Raw genomic sequence first — 15,418 nt, 5'->3', positions numbered from 1 at the left:
CGTTCAGACTCCTGAGGTGAGGTCCCGATGAACCCCGGAACCCAACGGTTGTGCCTGTGGTCCATGCCGCTGTTCGCGGTGTTGTTCGGCGCCGGACTGTGGCCGCTCGCCGGCTTCCTGCCGCCGCCCTCGCCCCGGCTGGGTCTGGGGGAGGTGGCCGCGCTGTTCGACGCCAACCGCACCGGGATCCGGCTGGGCACCCTGCTCATGTGGCTGGCCGCGCCGTTGACCTGCGCCTGGGTTTCGGTGATCTTCATTCAGCTGCGCCGGATCGACACCTCGCTGGCGACCCTGCAGTTGGCCGCCGGGGTGCTCGGCGTGCTGCCGGCGATGCTGCCGCCGATGTTGTGGGCGGTCGCGGCGTTGCGCGCGGACAGCTCGGCGGAGTCGGTCGCGCTGCTGAACGACGTCGCCTGGGTCATGCTCGTGGGCACGGTCGGCCCGGCAGTGTTGCAGGGGGTGGCGATCGCCGCCGCGATCTTCGCCGACCGCACGCCCGAGCCGGTGTTCCCGCGCTGGCTGGGCTACTTCAACCTGTGGATCGCCGTGCTGCTGACGCCCGGCGCGCTGGTCGTGTTCTTCCTGACCGGGCCGTTCGCCTGGAACGGGGTGTTCACCTTCTGGCTCGGCCTGGCCGCGCTGCTGATCTGGCTGGCGGTCATGTTCGTCATGCTGCGCGCGGCGGCGCGCGACGAGGAGCGGGCCGAGCCGGCGCCGGCCGGCCCGCCCGTGAGCCTCACGGGAACACCGCGATCGTGAACGCCAGCACGGCGATGCAGGTGAGCAGCATGCCGCTGGCGTTCAGGAACAGGTTGCGGCCGAAGTCGCCGGCCCGGACGTGCATCGTGACGGCGATCAGGAAGTACAGCACCAGGGCGCCGGCGGTCAGCACGGCCAGCGGCGGCAGCCAGATGCCGATCACCAGGCCGGCCGCCGCCGCCAGCTTGATCGGCGGCAGCAGCTTCCAGTACCGCTGGGGGAAGTGCACGTCGCGCAGGCATGCGCGGATGAACGCGAGCGGCTTCACGCACATCACCGCGTCCCCGGCCGAAACCACGGCCAACACCGCCAGCGGCCACCAGGGTGTAAACATCTCGGGTCTCCTCGGCACCTCGATCGACAAGGGTCATCCATCTGACGATGCGGCCGCCCCGGATGTGAGGTGCTTCAGCGCGGGCCGGCCAGCACCACCCGGCCGCCCCGGGACGGCGCGTAGGTGATGAACCGGCGCCGGGTGCGTTCCGCCGCCGGCCCGGCCGGGCGCAGTTCCACCTGGTCCAGCACGGTGCGCAGTACCACGCGCATCTCCAGCTGGGCGAAGTTGGCGCCCAGGCAGCGCCGCACGCCGCCGCCGAACGGGGTCCATTCGTGCGCCTTGGGGGCGGTGCCGAGGAACCGTTCCGGCCGGAAGCGCTCCGGGTCGGCGTGCACCGCCGGGTCCCGCTGCACCAGGTAGGCGCACGGCGCCAGCCAGGCGCCGGCGGGCAGCTGGTGCTCGCCGAGCGTCATCGGCGCGGCCAGCTTGCGCAGCACGATGGGCAGCACCGGCCGCAGCCGCAGGGTCTCCTTCACCACCGCGTCCGCGTACGCCTCGGCGGCGTCCTCGTCCGGCTGGGCGCGCAGCCGGGCCAGCTGGTCGGGGTGGCGGAGCAGCCGTTCGAACGCCCAGGCCAGCATGGTCGAGGTGGACTCGTGCCCGGCGATGAGCAGGGTGATCAGTTCGTCGCGCAGCTGCTGGTCGGTGCGCTCCTCGCGCATCAGCGCGGAAAGGATGTCCCCGCCGCCGCCCGGTGCGGACCGGCGGGCGGCGATCTCGGTGAAGATCGCGTCGTCCACCGGCCGCAGCAGCCGGCGCGCCGGCGCGGACTCGCCCAGGTCGCCGGCCCGGCCGCCGGTGACCATCGCGTGCAGCCCGTGCACGGCCAGGAACCGGGCGCCGGTCATGCCGTCCAGCAGCCGGCCGAGCAGGTTCTGCCACCGGGCAACCTCGGCCGCCTCGGTGATGCCGAAGATCGCCCGGACGATCACTTCGAGGGTGATGGCCCGCATGTGCGGCCACACCGCGAACGGGCGCCCGACCGGCCAGTGGCGAATCCGGGCCCGGGTCACGTCGGCGATCAGGTCCCGGTAGCCGGCCACCCGGTCGCCGTGCAGCGGGGGATGCAGCAGCCGGCGCTCGGCCATGTGCATCGGTTCGTCGAGCACCAGGATGGAGCGCTCGCCGACCACCCCGCGCAGGAACATGTTGGTCTCGCCGGTGAGCACGGTCGCCGGGTCCGCGCGGAACACCTGCTTGATGTGCTCCGGGTTGGCCAGGAACACCCACGGGGTCCACCGGGTGCCGGCGCCCGGACCGGCCACCGCGTAGGGCAGCAGGTCCAGCGTGAACACGTCGCCGTAGCGGGCGCGGCAGTCGCGCAGGTAGCGGGGGCCGTCGGCCAGCCAGCGCAGCGTCTGGGCGGCGCGCGGTGAACTCGGGCCGGGTGGCAGGTGGGCGGCGTTCATGGCGTCCTCCCGATTCGACACTCCCTTAGGGAATGTGTACGAACCTACCCTTCCCTAAGGGAATGTCAACCGCTCCGGTCGCCGAATGTGCGCGCGGACACCTGCTGCTGGGCCAGCCGGCGCAGCGCGGCGAACACCACGTCGCCGAGCACGGTTGCGATCACCGCGCCCTCCACGATCGACTCGGTGCTGGGCAGGTCGGCGATGGTGCGCAGGTCCAGCTCGGCGATCCGGTCGGCCAGTTCGGCGTAACCACTGAGCTGGGCGATCAGCTCGGGTCGCCCCAGCTCGGCGAACGCGCTGAGCGTGCCGACCAGCGAGTCCACCACGGGGTGGTCCGGGCGGAGCTGCCAGCCGCGCTCCGCGACCACCCGGTCGACCTGCTCGGCCGCCCACTCCCGGGCCTGTGCGTCCCCGCCGGCCTTCGGCATGGGCAGGCCGTGCGAGGCGATGCCGAGCACCTTGTGGGTGGAGATCTGCTCGTCCAGCGCGGCCAGTACGTCGGCGACGGTGGCCACGGACAGGCCGCCGACCTCGAGCAGCGCCCGGATCAGCTTGAGCCGGCGGATATGGGTCTCGTCGTAGAGCGCCTGGTTCGGGCTGGTGCGCTCGCCGGGCGGCAGCAGGCGTTCGCGCAGGTAGTACTTGATGGTGGCGACCGGCACCCCCGACTCGCGGCTCAGCTCGGCCATCCTGATCAACATGTGGACAGCCTAACTACCCATAGTGGACAGTCTGTTTATCCGCTCGGCGCGCCACCGGTGGACGGACCGTACGGCCAGGAAGATCACCAGGCCGAAGGGGGAGAGCAGGATGGTCAGGAACAGGATCACGCTGACCAGCGGCGCCGGCAGGTCTCGCCCGCGCAGGTACATCCAGCGGCCGATGAACAGGTCGAACGCGATCAGCTGCGCCCAGATCGTCGCCGCGCCGTAGGACGTGCCGAGATAGTCGCGCAGCGGTTCCAGCTCCGGTCGGCTCACCACCGGCCAGAGCTCGCCCAGGTACGGGATGGCGAGGGCGAAGTAGACCGCCAGCGGGAGCAGGGTGACCCACGGCGAGGCCATCACCCGGCGGGTGACCGACCACCTCGGCACCAGGATCATCAACGCCCAGAACGGTGCGGCCAGCCAGAACGTGACCTGGAACAGTGGGGTGATCACGCCGGCACCTCCACGGCCGACCGGGGTGCGCGCATTGCGAGCACTCCGCCGGCGGCCACCGCGCCGGTGAGCACGGCCAGTGCGAGCAGTGTCGGGCCGTCCGGCCGGATCAGTGGTTGCCCGCGCAGCGCCTGCCAGGTGACCAGGGCCAGCAGCCCGGCGTACCCGCCCGCCGCCACGATCACCAGGCGGGCGCGCACCGACTCGGGGCGCAGCCGGGGATAGCGGGTGGCCAGTGCGCCGAGCAGCATGGCCAGCAGGGGCAGCGCCTGCAGCGCGTGCATGCCGACGAAGTGCGGGATGCGCAGGTCGCCGCCGGTGGTGCTCCAGCCGGTGATGGGCATGCCCGGCCCGCCGTCCAGGACTCCGACGCCGTGCGCGCCCTGCACGTGGAATCCGTCGATGGTCTTCGGGCGGGTCTGCGACGGCAGGCCGGTCATCAGGCCGGCCAGGGCCAGGCCGACCAGTGCGATCGGGGTGCCCAGCCGGATCGCCCACCGGCTCGGCCGGTCGGCCACCGGGGCGCGCAGCGCGGACACGGTCAGCGCCAGCGTGCCCAGCCACAGCGCGACGATGGTGAACGCCATGACGTCCCACAGCGCCGAATCCAGCGGGGTGGACCGGTTGAAGTGGCTGGGCCGGCCGCGCACCACCTGGCCCACGATCACGACGTACTCGATGGCCATGCAGGCCACCACCCCGTTGGACAGCCAGTACGCGGCCCGGCGGGGCCGGTTCAGCAGGGCGTAGAGCCAGGCCCACGCGGCGCTGTAGAGCGCCATGGACACGGCGAACTTGAACGGCTTCAGCCAGATCGGGGCGCCCAGCAGCACGCGGTCGTCCACCGCCAGCCCCACCAGGCAGAGCGCCGCCGCACCGGCCATCAACCCGGCCAAGACCAGCATCGGCCGGTGCCAATCGGCGAATAGCGACTCGGACATGGCTACCTCGTGTTCGGATAGTAGATAGCATCAGTATCTACTACGAGAAGTTAAACTATCTGCTTGGCGCTGTCCAGGAGTTTCTGTGTGGGCCGCCCGAACGGCCCAGCCGGGGCTGCTGCCCTTTTTCCAAGACTCGTGGCGAACGTCCGGGCAGCCTGGGAGCCATGAGCAACGTGATCGACCTCGACTCCAGCTACTTCCACCTGCGGGACACCCGCGCCGAGACGATGCCGGGCGGGGCGGCGTTCTGGGCTCGGCTGGCCGGCGGCGACCTGGAGCTGTCCGGCTGGTTGGTGGCCACCTTCGACTTCCCGGACCGCGGCGACCTGGACGGCGGGCACAGCGAGGTGCACCCCAACGGCGACGAGCTGCTGATCTGCCTGGCCGGCTCGATGACCGCGGTGCTGGAACACCCGGACGGCGAGGAGCGGATGGAGTTCGCCGCCGGCCAGGTCTGCTTCATCCCGGCCGGCACCTGGCACCGGGTCGCGCCGAATGAGGCGGGCCGGATGCTGAGCCTGACCTTCGGCGACGGCACCGAGCACCGGCCGACCCGGCCAGCGGCGGTGGGGGCCGGCCGGTGAGTCGGTAAGGTGCCCGGTCCGGCGGTGCGCAAGCCGCCGGGCACCCGGCCGCGCGCCATGGCAGGCTCCGGGTGGCCGACCGGTGCATAGTGGGTGAGGCGGGATGGCAAGCGACAGGCGGGCCGAGGAAACCGGCGGTCTACCGGTTCCCGGTGAGTTGCTTGCCGCGCCGGGCTACGTGGCGCGACGGCTGCATCAGGCCTACGTGGCGGCCTGGGTGCGGATGGTCGATGCCACGTTGACCGGCCCCCAGTTCGCCGTGCTCACCGCGGTGAACGCCTATCCGGGCGCCGAGCAGGGCTCGCTGGCCTCGTGTGTGGCGCTGGACCGGTCCACCATGGCCAGCCTGGTTCGCCGGTTGGAGGACCGGCGGCTGATCATCCGGGAGACCCCGGCCGAGGACGGGCGAAAGCGCCTGCTGTACCTGACCGAGCAGGGCCGGGTGGCGTTGCGTGATGCCGACCGGCGCGCGCGGGAGCTGGATGTGCTGTTGATGCGCGGCTACCAGGCGGACCGCCAAAAAGCGCTGTTGCAGGAGCTCACCGAGCTTTCCGAACGGTGGGAGAGCCTGGTGGACGACTGATCTTGGCGGTCGGTTTCCTCTCTGTTAAGGCTTGACGGATCCCTTGCCATCCAGGATCGTCAGTGTTCGGATTATCTCCGAGCAACCGCCGTGGAGGAAGCCGTGCCGCCCAGTCAGTCGTACTCGGTCACCGTCGTCGGCGCCGGGCTCGGCGGCCTGACCTGCGCACTTGCCCTGCGGCAGCGGGGCCTGCTGGTCACCGTGCTGGAGCAGGCGCCCGAGCTGGGGGAGGTCGGCGCCGGCATCCAGACCGCGCCCAACGCCAGCCGGATCCTGCTCGGCCTGGGCCTGCGCCGCCAGCTGGCGGACATCCGCACCGAGCCGTTGGACCAGGTGCGCCGCCGCTGGCGGGACGGCGCGATCATCGCCCAGCTGCCGCTGGGCGAGCGGGTGCAGCGCGAGTACAACGCGCCGTACTGGCACTACCACCGGGCCGACCTGCACCGGGTGCTGCTGGACGCCTGCCTGGACCCGGACGGCGCCGGCCCGGTCGTCCAGGTGCACACCAGCGCCAGCGTCACCGACATCGACCGCGCCGAGCCCACCCGCCCGGTCGCCGTGACCGCGGACGGCCGCCGGTTCGCCGCCGACGTGGTCATCGGCGCGGACGGCATCCGCTCGGCTGTCCGGGACATCATGGGCCTGCCGGACACCCTGGTGTTCTCCGGCGAGATGGCCTACCGGGCGCTGATCCCGGGGGAGAAGATCGCCGCCGACCCGGCCACCCGGTTCCTGCTGGACCGCTACCACTCGACCATCTGGTACGGCCCGGAGCGGCACCTGGTGCACTACTGCATCCGGGGCGGCGAGTACCTCAACGTGGTGGCCATCGTGCCGAACACGCTGGACGTCTCCCGGGAATGGGCCGCGCCGGCCACCGCCGACGAGATGGTGGCGGCGTTCTCCGAGTGGGACGACCGGGTGGCCGCGATGTTGTCCAAGGCGGAGGGGGACGCGTCCAAGTGGGCGCTGTTCCGCCGCCGCCGCGACCCGGTGTGGGTGGACGGGCACGTCGCGCTGCTCGGCGACGCCTGCCACGCCATGCTGCCCTACCAGGCGCAGGGCGCTTCCCAGGCGATGGAGGACGCCGCCGTGCTGGCCGAGGAGCTGGGCGCGGTCGGCGCCGGCGGCATCGCGGGCGCGTTGCTCCGTTACGTCAACCGTCGGGCCAAACACGCCGGCATGGTGCAGGACGCTTCACTGGAGAACATGCGCTTCTACCACCTGCCGGACGGCCCGGAGCAGGAAGAACGCGACCGCAAGCTGCGTCAGTTCAACGGGGAGTCGGACGTCTCCTACGAGTGGCTGTGGCGCGGCACCCCGCTGAACGATCCCGATCTCGAGTCCTTTCACTACCCGTTCGCACGTTGAGGAGCCGGCCAATGCGTACCGGAGACCAGGTTGTGCAGGACCTGCCGTGGAAGTGGGGCGTGCAGGGAAAGATCTTCATCATCGGTGGCCTCGGCTACATGTTCGACGCCTGGGACGTGGCGCTGAACGGGTTCCTCACCCCGCTGCTGGGCACCGAGTTCGCGCTGAGCATCGGGCAGCGCGGGCTGGTCGGCACGGCCAACCTGGTCGGCATGGCGGTCGGCGCGATCGCCTGGGGCACGGTGGCCGACCGAGTGGGGCGCAAGCGAGCCTTCGGCCTCACCCTGCTGATCTTCGCGCTGTTCTCCGCGTTGGGCGCGCTGTCCCCGAACTGGGAGGTCTTCCTGCTGCTCCGGTTCATCGCCGGCATCGGCCTCGGTGGGTGCATCCCGGTGGACTACGCGCTGGTCAGCGAGTTCTGCCCGCGTAAGCAGCGGGGCCGGGTGTTGTCCGCGATGGACGGCTGGTGGCCGATCGGCGCGACGCTGTGCGGGGTGGCGTCCACGCTGTTGCTGCCGCTGCCGGGGAACTGGCGGTGGATGCTGGCGCTGATGATCCTGCCCGCCGTGCTGCTGTTCTGGCTGCGCCGGGGCGTCCCGGAGTCGCCCATCTACCTGGCCCGTACCGGCCAGGAGGAACGGGCCCGCGCGGTGATCGACGACCTGGTGGCGCGCACCGGCGCCGCGCCCGAGGCTTACGTGATCCCCTCGGTGGACCGGACGCCGGGACGCCGGCGCGGGGTGGGCGCGGCCCTCGAGCAGCTGCGCCTGGTGTGGCGGTTCAACCCGGTGATCACCGGCGTGGCCTGGACGCTGTTCGTCACGGTGATGCTGGTGTACTACGCCGCGCTGAACTGGATGCCGTCCATCCTGCGCGCGCAGGGCATGGGGGACTACGCGGCCTTCGCCGGAACCACGGTGATGAACGCCGTGGGCGTCCTGGGCGTGGCCGCCGCCGTGCTGCTGGTCGAGGTGGTCGGGCGCAAGTGGGTGATCGCGGTGGCCGGTCCGGCGGCCGCGCTGGTGCTGGTGCTGTTCGCGCTGGTGCTGGACGTGCCGGCGGCCGCACTGGCCGCGCTGGCCGCCTTCGGGCTGTTGTCGCTGACGGTGATCCCGGTGATGTACGCCTATGTCTCCGAGCTGTATCCCACCGAGCTGCGGGCCAGCGGGTTCGGCTGGGCATCCTCGGCCAGCCGGACGGTCACCGGGTTCGCCCCGCTGCTGTTCGGCAGCGTGCTGTGGCCGGTGCTCGGGCTGCCGCTGACCTTCACCGTGCTGGCCGTGGCGGTGTGCGCCGCCGTGGCGTGGATGGCGGTAGCCGCGCCGGAGACCCGGGGCCGCGAGCTGGACCGGATCACCGGGCCCGGCTCGGACGAGTCGCTCGCGGTCCGGTGAAGCCCGCGTCCTTCGAGTACCACCGGCCGGCGTCGGTGGCCGGCGCGGTCCGTCTGCTGGCCGAGCTCGGGGAAGACGTCAAGGCGCTGGCCGGCGGGCAGAGCCTGGTGCCGATGATGAACTTCCGGCTGGCCCGGCCGGCGCACCTGGTGGACATCCGCCGGCTGCCCGGCCTGGACCACATCCAGCGGGACGGCGACGCGCTGCGCATCGGCGCACTGGTCACCCACCACGCGGTGGAGACGGCCGCGCTGGGGCCGGACTTCGCGGTGCTGTCCCGGGCCATGCGCTGGGTCGGCCACCTGCCCATCCGCACCAGGGGCACGATCGGCGGCAGCCTCGCGCACGGCGACCCGACCGCCGAGTGGTGCCTGCTCGCCACCCTGCTGGGGGCGGTGATCGTGGCACACGGGCCGGACGGCGTTCGCGAGATCCCGGCGGAGGAGTTCTTCCTCGGCGTGTTCTCCACGGCGCTGGAACCGGACGAGCTGATCGTCGAGGTGGTCTTCCCCCGGCCGGCGCCGCGCGCCGCGCTGACCGAGTTCGCCGAGCGGCGCGGGGACTTCGCGCTGGTTGCGGCGGCGGTGGATCTGGATACGGACCGGATTGTGCTGGGTGGGGTCGCGGCAGTGCCGTTGGCACTGCCGCCCGTGAGTGGCGAGTGTGGCTATAGCGATACTCGCCACTCACGGGTCGCGGACGCAGTCCGCGACACCCCCGAGGCCAGCGCGCACTACCGGCGCGGCCTGGTGCGCACGCTGGTAGCCCGCGCCACGGCGGAGGCTGCGGCATGACCCGGGGACCGGGATTCCGGCGGGACGGGGCATGGGTGGGCGCGTCCGTGCCGCGCCGGGAGGACCCCCGGCTGCTCACCGGGCGCGGCCGGTTCGTGGACGACATCGAGCTGCCCGGGCTGCTGCACGCCCAGTTCGTCCGGTCCCCGGTGGCACATGCCCGCCTCGGTGCGGTGGACCTCTCCGAGGTGCTCGAGGTGCCGGGCGTGGTGGCCGCGTTCAGCGCCGCCGACCTGGGCCTGGCCGACATCGTGGCGTTGCTGGACCGCCCGCCCACCGAGTTCGTGCCGACCGCGATGCCGGTGCTCGCCGGGGAGAAGGTGCGCTACGTCGGCGAACCGGTCGCGGTGGTCGTCGCGCGCGACCCGTATGCCGCCGAGGACGGCGTGGAGGCGGCCGTCGTGGAGTACGAGGAGCTGCCGCCGGTCGTCTCGGACGCCGCCGCGCTGACCCCGGGAGCCGCCCTGGTGCACGACCAGGCGCCGGGCAACACGCTGGTCGACGTCTCCCTGTTCGCCACCGAGGGCATCGACGAGGTGTTCGCCGGTGCGCACACGGTCGTCCGGGTGCGGACCAAGACCGGCCGGCAGAACGCGTTGCCGCTGGAGACCAGGGGCGTGGTGGCGGACTGGGACGACCGGGACGAGCAGCTGCGGGTGCACACCGCCACGCAGATCCCGCACCAGGTGCGCACTGTGCTGGCCCGCTGCCTCGGGCGGCCGGAGCGCCAGATCAGGGTGATCGTGCCGGACATGGGCGGCGGGTTCGGGCAGAAGTGCGTCGTCGGCCGGGAGGAGATCGCCGCGGCGGCCGCCGCGTTGAAGCTGCGTCGTCCGGTGAAGTGGATCGAGGACCGGCGGGACGCGCTGACCGCCGCGTTCCTGGCCCGAGAGCAGCGTTACGACGCCCGCGCGGCCTTCGACGCTGACGGCCGGATCCTGGCGCTGGACGCGGACATCGTGTGCGACATGGGCGCCTACTCCTGCTACCCGTTCACCGCCGGCATCGAGCCGCTGATGGCCAGTGCGGAGATGCCCGGGGTCTACCGGGTGCCGGCGTACCGGGTGCGGGGGCGTGCGGTCACCACCAACAAGGCGCCGAGCGGCCCGTACCGAGGGGTCAGCCGGCCGCAGTACGTGATGGTGATGGAGCGCCTGATGGAGAAGGCGGCTCGCGCGCTGCGGCTGGACCCACTGGAGATCCGCCGGCGCAACGTGATCACCGTCTTCCCCTACACCGGCGTCAACAAGATCACTTACGACCCGGGCTCGTACCGCGAGTCGCTGGATCTCTGTGAACGGTTGCTGCGCGAGGAGGGCTGGTACCGGGTCCGGGACGCCCCGGACCGGGTGGTCGGCATCGGCTACTGCTGCTTCTCCGAGCGCACCGGTTACGGCTCCGGGGCGTTCGCGCAGCGCAAGATGGCCGTGGTGCCCGGGTTCGACATCTCGGAGATCCGGATGGACACCACCGGCACCGTCTCGGTGACCACCGGCACGCTCAGCCACGGGCAGAGCCACGAGACGACCATGGCGCAGATCGTGGCCGACCGGCTGGGCCTGGACATCGAGGACGTCAAGGTGGTCCAGGGCGACACCGACCGGATCACCTACGGCTGGGGCTCGTTCGCCAGCCGGTCGGTGACCATCGGCGGCAGCGCCGTCGGGGCCGCCTCCGGGAAGCTCGGCGAGCAGCTGCGGGAGATCGCCGCGCACCTGCTGCACACCGCCCCGGACAACACCGAGCTGGACGGCGCGGGCGGGGTCCGGTTGCGCGACGACCCGGGGCGCGGCATGTCCTTCGCCGAGATCGCCGAGGTGGCCTACCTGAAGGCGCACCTGCTGCCCAAGGGCGTCGGGCCGGGCCTGGCCGCCACGGCCAGCTTCGACGTCGCCGGCGACGGCACCTTCTCCAACGCCAGCCACGGCGTGGTCGTCGAGCTGGACCCGGGCACCGGCGGCGTGCGCATCCTGCGCTACGTGTGCGTGGAGGACTGCGGCGTGGCGATCCACCCGCAGGTGGTGGAGGGGCAGTGCCGGGGCGGCATCGCGCAGGGCATCGCCGGAGCGCTGTTCGAGCAGGTGTGTTATGACCCGACGGGGCAACCACTGGCGCCCAGCTTCATGGAATACAAGGTACCCACCGCCGCCGAGATCCCGGACGTGGCCATCCACCACCTGGAGACGCCGTGCGCCTTCACCGAGAGCGGCGCCAAGGGCGCGGGGGAGGGCGGCACCATCGGTGCGCCGGCGGCGGTGCTCAACGCCGTGAACGACGCGCTGCGCTCCACCGGTGTGGAGCTGGACGACACCCCGATCGCCCGGGAAGCGGTGTACCGGGCCTTCTCGGAGGTCCGCACATGATCCAACTCATCGAGCTGACGGTGAACGGCGAGCGCCACGACCTGGCCATCGAGCCCCGCCGGCTGCTGTCCGACGTGCTCCGCCACGACCTGGGCCTCACCGGCACCCACGTGGGCTGCGAGCACGGCATCTGCGGCGCGTGCACGGTGCTGGTGGACGGCGTGCCCGCGCGGGCCTGCCTGATGTTCGCCGCCCAGGCCGAGGGCTGCGAGATCCGCACCGTGGAGTCGCTGGGCAGCGGGCTGAACGACCTGCAACGGGCGTTCAGTGAGCATCACGCGTTGCAGTGTGGCTTCTGCACGCCGGGGTTCCTGATGCTTGCCGAGGGGTTCCTGGCCGAACGGCCGGACGCGAACGAGGAGGAGATCCGCGAGGTGGTGGCATCCAACCTGTGCCGGTGCACCGGCTACCAGACCATCGTGGAGGCGATCACCGCCTGCGCGGCCCGACGGCGGGCGGCCCGATGACCGGCCTGCACGGGGCCGAGGCCGACCGGACCTACGCGCGCGCCGGGTTCGGCGCCGCCGCCCGGCGCGGTGACCGGCCGGCGATCGTGGTGGTGGACCTGACCAACGGCTTCACCGACCCCTCCCGGCCCACCGGCTCGGAGCTGTCCGAGGTGGTGGCCGCCACCGGCACGTTGCTGTCCGCCGGGCGGGCTTCCGGTGTGCCGGTGGTGTTCACCACGATCGCCTACACCGCCGCCGAGGTGGCCGGCGGTGGGGTGGCCTGGCTGCGCAAGGCGCCCGGGCTGGCCGCGCTGACCAAGGGTTCGGCGGCGGTGGAGGTGGACGCCCGGCTGCCCTTGGCGCCGGGGGACCACCTGATCACCAAGAAGGGCGCCTCGGCGTTCTGGGGCACCGGGCTGGCCGCGCTGCTCACCGGCCTGCGCGTGGACACCGTGGTGATCTGCGGCGCCACCACCAGCGGCTGCGTGCGGGCCAGCGCGGTGGACGCGGTTCAGGGCGGCTTCGACGTGCTGGTGCCCTTTGCGTGCGTGGGGGATCGGGCCGACGGCCCGCACCAGGCGAACCTGTTCGACATCCAGGCCAAGTACGGGGATGTGATCGAGTTGTCCGACGCGCTGGACTACCTGAAGTCGGTGGGTGCCCGATGAGTCGCGTGCTGACCCAGCCGGCACTGGCAGACCTGGCCGACGTGCCCGCGACCAGCCGATGGGTGCGCTCCGGGCCGCTGCGCCTGCACCTGCTCGACTACGGCGGCCCCGGCGTGCCGCTGCTCATCGTGCCGGGCATCACCAGCCCGGCGATCAGCATGGACTTCGTGGCCCGCGAGCTGACCGACCCGGTGCGGCCGATCGTCCTGGACAACCGGGGTCGCGGCCTCTCCGACTCCGGCGCGTCGTACACGCTGGCCGACTACACCGCCGACGTGCTCGCCGTCCTGGCCGCGCTGGACCTTGAGTCGCCGCTCCTGCTCGGCCACTCCATGGGCGCACGGATCGTCGCGGCGGTGGCCGCCGGCGGCGCCCCGGTGCGCGGCTCGATCGTGGTGGACCCGCCGACCAGCGGCCCCGGCCGCGACCCGTACCCGACCACCCTGGAGGCGTTCCTCGGCCAGCTCGACCAGGCCCGCCGGGGCACCGACGCCGACGAGGTGGCACGGGCCTGGCCCCGCTGGCCGCGCCGCGAGCAGGAGCTCCGCGCGCGCTGGTTGGCCAGCTGTGACGAGGAGGCGATCCGGGCCAGCCACGCCGGCTTCGAGTCCGAGGACTTCTTCGAGACCTGGCCCAAGGTGCCCACCCCCACGGTGTTCATCTACGGCGCCCAAAGCCCGGTCGTCCCCCCGCTTGCCGTGACGGAAGCCCGCACCACGAACCCCCAAGCAACCTTCGTCGAGGTCCCCAACGCCGCCCACATGATCTTCTGGGACAACCCGGCCGACGCCTTCCCCCTCCTCCGCGACTCAACCCTCCCACCCCCCTAACCCACCCATATCGCGGGTTCCCGCACGCCATATCGCGGGTTCCCCGACCGCATATCGCGGGTTTCAGCACCGCGAGTCGCGGTTTCCTGCTCAGTGAGCCGTCAGGGCGCGCGGTGGCACACGGCCTCGAGCCGATTCCCGGTGGGGTCGAGGACGAAGGCGGAGTAATAGGCGGAGTGGTACTCCGGCCGGAGCGCCACGCCGCCGTCGTCCCGGCCACCGAGGGCCAGCGCCTCCCGGTGAAATGCATCGACGGCGGGTCGTGACTCGGCACGAAACGCCCAGTGCCGGTCGTCGGAGACCACCGATGCCTGCTCGATGATCGACAGGTAGCTGTGGTTGTCGTCGTTCGGCGAGTTGCGCGGTCCGTAGCCGGCCGCGTCATCGGTCCGGTAGACGCGTTCGTGGCCGAGCGCGCCTATCACGCCGTCATAGAACCGAACGGCCGCGTCAAGATTGCCGACGGTGATCGACACGTGGTCCAACATCGGCCGACCCTAACGTGTCCGACGGCGAGCCCGGCGGGTGTTGCGGGGTCGACCAAGGGCGCCGGACCCGCGACACGCGGTGTCGAAACCCGCGACATCGGGTGGGAGAACCCGCGACATGTGGCGGAGGAACCCGCGATATGGCGTGCGGGAATCCGCGATATGGGGTGGGGGAATCCGCGATATGGGTGGGGTGGGGGTTAGCGGTGGGATGGGGGGCGCATTTCGGGGATGGTTAGGGTGCCGGACTCGACGATCAGGGTGTCGTCGAGGGTGAGGGTGCAGTTGCGCATGGGGATGTCGAAGTGGCAGGGGGTGTCGTTGGGGCCGCCCAGCTCGTTGTTGGGGCCGATGGAGAACATCACGTTGCCGTAGAAGCTGCGCAGCTCCATGCCCATGCCGCCGCCGAACTGGGTCAGGCCGTGCCAGTGCGCGCGCTCGTCCAGGCCCCAGCCGACGTGGCTCATGCCGTAGCCGCGCGGGTCGTCGAACGACCGGATGTACGAGGAGAGCAGTTCGGCGTCCAGGCCGCCCCGGATGTCGGTGACGAACCCGGCTTCGATGGTCAGCTCCACCGGCGCCTGCACGTAGGTGTTGAAGGGAAGCAGCACGTCACCGGGGGCGAGCACGATCCGCCCGTCCACGCCGTCGTCGGCGCCGCCGGTGAACACGAACGCGGCCGGCCAGTGGTCCCAGCGCCCGGGCTGGTCGGTGTAGCCGTACTCGCTCATTGTGGGGTAGACCCCCAGCCGGTAGGTCACGTCGGTGCCGTGCGGGCTGGTGATCCGCATGGTCTTCGCCTTGGCCAGCAGCTCGGCGGCCACCTCGACCCGCTCCCGCAGTTCGCGGGTGGGCATCAGCCGGGCCAGCAGTGGCGCCGGCTCCACGGCGGTGAGCACCCGGGTGCCGGCGGCCTGGATCTCGAACTGCTCCTTGCTGAACAGCAGGAACGTCAGGTCGACCAGCATGTCGGTTGCCTTCAGCGAGTCCACCGCGAGCTGGTTGCCGGCCAGCCCGGACTGGCCGACCGCCCACGCCCCGGACGCGCTGGACGGCGAGGGTAGCCGCAGGTGGAACGTCTGGGCGCCCAGCCGCTGCGCCGCCCACATGAAGGCGTCGGCGTAGTCGGCGCGCTCCTCGCCCTGGCTGAGGACCGAGACGGTCTCGCCTTCGTGCACCCCGCTGAGGGTGAGCTGTTGCCGGCACATGTCGTTCAGCAGGTTCTGGTTCACGGCCACTCCCTGGTGCATATAGTCCGAACACTGACGATCCCTGGTTCGGG

General features: G+C 71.8%; 17 protein-coding genes. 10 read left to right on the top strand and 7 right to left on the bottom strand.

The genetic code is table 11. The annotated features are described in order from the left end of the window. The first annotated feature begins 27 nt into the window (after positions 1 to 27). Positions 28 to 759, top strand: coding sequence for a hypothetical protein (locus tag ABEB12_RS27650; protein ID WP_185064960.1), 732 nt, complete (start codon positions 28 to 30; stop codon positions 757 to 759). Here the strand turns inward: ABEB12_RS27650 and ABEB12_RS27645 are convergent. The 5 genes from ABEB12_RS27645 to ABEB12_RS27625 all read right to left on the bottom strand — a co-directional run bounded on the left by ABEB12_RS27645 (position 737) and on the right by ABEB12_RS27625 (position 4,609). Next, entirely contained in the window at positions 737 to 1,093 is a 357-nt protein-coding gene (locus ABEB12_RS27645; RefSeq protein WP_185064961.1) for a DoxX family protein, read from the bottom strand. The two genes, ABEB12_RS27650 and ABEB12_RS27645, sit on opposite strands and share 23 nt — an antisense overlap. Before the next feature lie 74 nt (positions 1,094 to 1,167). After that, complete coding sequence (locus ABEB12_RS27640; protein WP_345703191.1) at positions 1,168 to 2,526, bottom strand: cytochrome P450; 1,359 nt, start codon at positions 2,524 to 2,526, stop codon at positions 1,168 to 1,170. Between the two features lie 44 nt (positions 2,527 to 2,570). Continuing rightward, positions 2,571 to 3,209: a MerR family transcriptional regulator gene (locus tag ABEB12_RS27635; protein ID WP_345703190.1), complete on the bottom strand. Its 639-nt coding sequence runs from the start codon at positions 3,207 to 3,209 to the stop codon at positions 2,571 to 2,573. A gap of 9 nt (positions 3,210 to 3,218) precedes the next feature. Continuing rightward, the gene (locus ABEB12_RS27630; RefSeq protein WP_185064963.1) at positions 3,219 to 3,668 is read right to left on the bottom strand and encodes an abscisic acid-deficient protein Aba4 family protein; all 450 of its coding nucleotides are present in this window, start codon (positions 3,666 to 3,668) and stop codon (positions 3,219 to 3,221) included. Then, on the bottom strand, positions 3,665 to 4,609 hold the full coding sequence (locus ABEB12_RS27625; RefSeq protein WP_185064964.1) for a hypothetical protein: 945 nt from the start codon (positions 4,607 to 4,609) through the stop codon (positions 3,665 to 3,667). The genes ABEB12_RS27630 and ABEB12_RS27625 overlap by 4 nt, the downstream gene beginning before the upstream one ends. A 167-nt stretch (positions 4,610 to 4,776) precedes the next feature. On the opposite strand from ABEB12_RS27625, the gene ABEB12_RS27620 reads away from it, so the two are divergent. The 9 genes from ABEB12_RS27620 (at position 4,777) to ABEB12_RS27580 (ending at position 13,648) form a co-directional block, all read left to right on the top strand. Further along, entirely contained in the window at positions 4,777 to 5,196 is a 420-nt protein-coding gene (locus ABEB12_RS27620) for a cupin domain-containing protein (RefSeq protein ID WP_185064965.1), read from the top strand. Between the two features lie 103 nt (positions 5,197 to 5,299). After that, positions 5,300 to 5,779 carry a MarR family transcriptional regulator gene (locus ABEB12_RS27615; RefSeq protein ID WP_185064966.1) on the top strand — a complete coding sequence of 160 codons (480 nt, stop codon included), beginning with the start codon at positions 5,300 to 5,302 and terminating at the stop codon, positions 5,777 to 5,779. 102 nt (positions 5,780 to 5,881) lie between these two features. Further along, a complete protein-coding gene (locus ABEB12_RS27610) occupies positions 5,882 to 7,150 on the top strand; it encodes an FAD-dependent monooxygenase (protein ID WP_185064967.1) in 1,269 nt (422 codons plus the stop codon). Positions 7,151 to 7,161: 11 nt separating this feature from the next. Next, complete coding sequence (locus ABEB12_RS27605; protein ID WP_185064968.1) at positions 7,162 to 8,544, top strand: MFS transporter; 1,383 nt, start codon at positions 7,162 to 7,164, stop codon at positions 8,542 to 8,544. Then, entirely contained in the window at positions 8,541 to 9,338 is a 798-nt protein-coding gene (locus ABEB12_RS27600; RefSeq protein WP_185064969.1) for an FAD binding domain-containing protein, read from the top strand. The genes ABEB12_RS27605 and ABEB12_RS27600 overlap by 4 nt, the downstream gene beginning before the upstream one ends. Further along, complete coding sequence (locus tag ABEB12_RS27595) at positions 9,335 to 11,701, top strand: molybdopterin cofactor-binding domain-containing protein (protein WP_185064970.1); 2,367 nt, start codon at positions 9,335 to 9,337, stop codon at positions 11,699 to 11,701. Before ABEB12_RS27600 ends, ABEB12_RS27595 begins: the two co-directional genes overlap by 4 nt. Beyond that, on the top strand, positions 11,698 to 12,168 hold the full coding sequence (locus ABEB12_RS27590; RefSeq protein WP_185064971.1) for a 2Fe-2S iron-sulfur cluster-binding protein: 471 nt from the start codon (positions 11,698 to 11,700) through the stop codon (positions 12,166 to 12,168). Before ABEB12_RS27595 ends, ABEB12_RS27590 begins: the two co-directional genes overlap by 4 nt. Then, positions 12,165 to 12,818, top strand: a complete 654-nt coding sequence (locus tag ABEB12_RS27585; protein ID WP_185064972.1) for an isochorismatase family protein — start codon at positions 12,165 to 12,167, stop codon at positions 12,816 to 12,818. Before ABEB12_RS27590 ends, ABEB12_RS27585 begins: the two co-directional genes overlap by 4 nt. Continuing rightward, the gene (locus ABEB12_RS27580; protein ID WP_185064973.1) at positions 12,815 to 13,648 is read left to right on the top strand and encodes an alpha/beta fold hydrolase; all 834 of its coding nucleotides are present in this window, start codon (positions 12,815 to 12,817) and stop codon (positions 13,646 to 13,648) included. The genes ABEB12_RS27585 and ABEB12_RS27580 overlap by 4 nt, the downstream gene beginning before the upstream one ends. 101 nt (positions 13,649 to 13,749) lie before the next feature. On the opposite strand, the gene ABEB12_RS27575 is transcribed toward ABEB12_RS27580, so the two are convergent. Next, positions 13,750 to 14,136 (bottom strand): VOC family protein, encoded by a 387-nt coding sequence (locus tag ABEB12_RS27575; RefSeq protein ID WP_185064974.1) that lies wholly within the window; start codon positions 14,134 to 14,136, stop codon positions 13,750 to 13,752. Between the two features lie 200 nt (positions 14,137 to 14,336). Beyond that, positions 14,337 to 15,368: a M29 family metallopeptidase gene (locus ABEB12_RS27570; RefSeq protein WP_185064975.1), complete on the bottom strand. Its 1,032-nt coding sequence runs from the start codon at positions 15,366 to 15,368 to the stop codon at positions 14,337 to 14,339. Between the last annotated feature and the right edge of the window lie 50 nt (positions 15,369 to 15,418).

The organism is Actinospineispora eucalypti (assembly GCF_039543365.1).
Lineage (GTDB): Bacteria > Actinomycetota > Actinomycetes > Mycobacteriales > Pseudonocardiaceae > Pseudonocardia > Pseudonocardia eucalypti.
The sequence above is the reverse complement of the archived record's forward strand: the minus strand, read 5'-3'. Positions and strand labels throughout refer to the sequence as shown.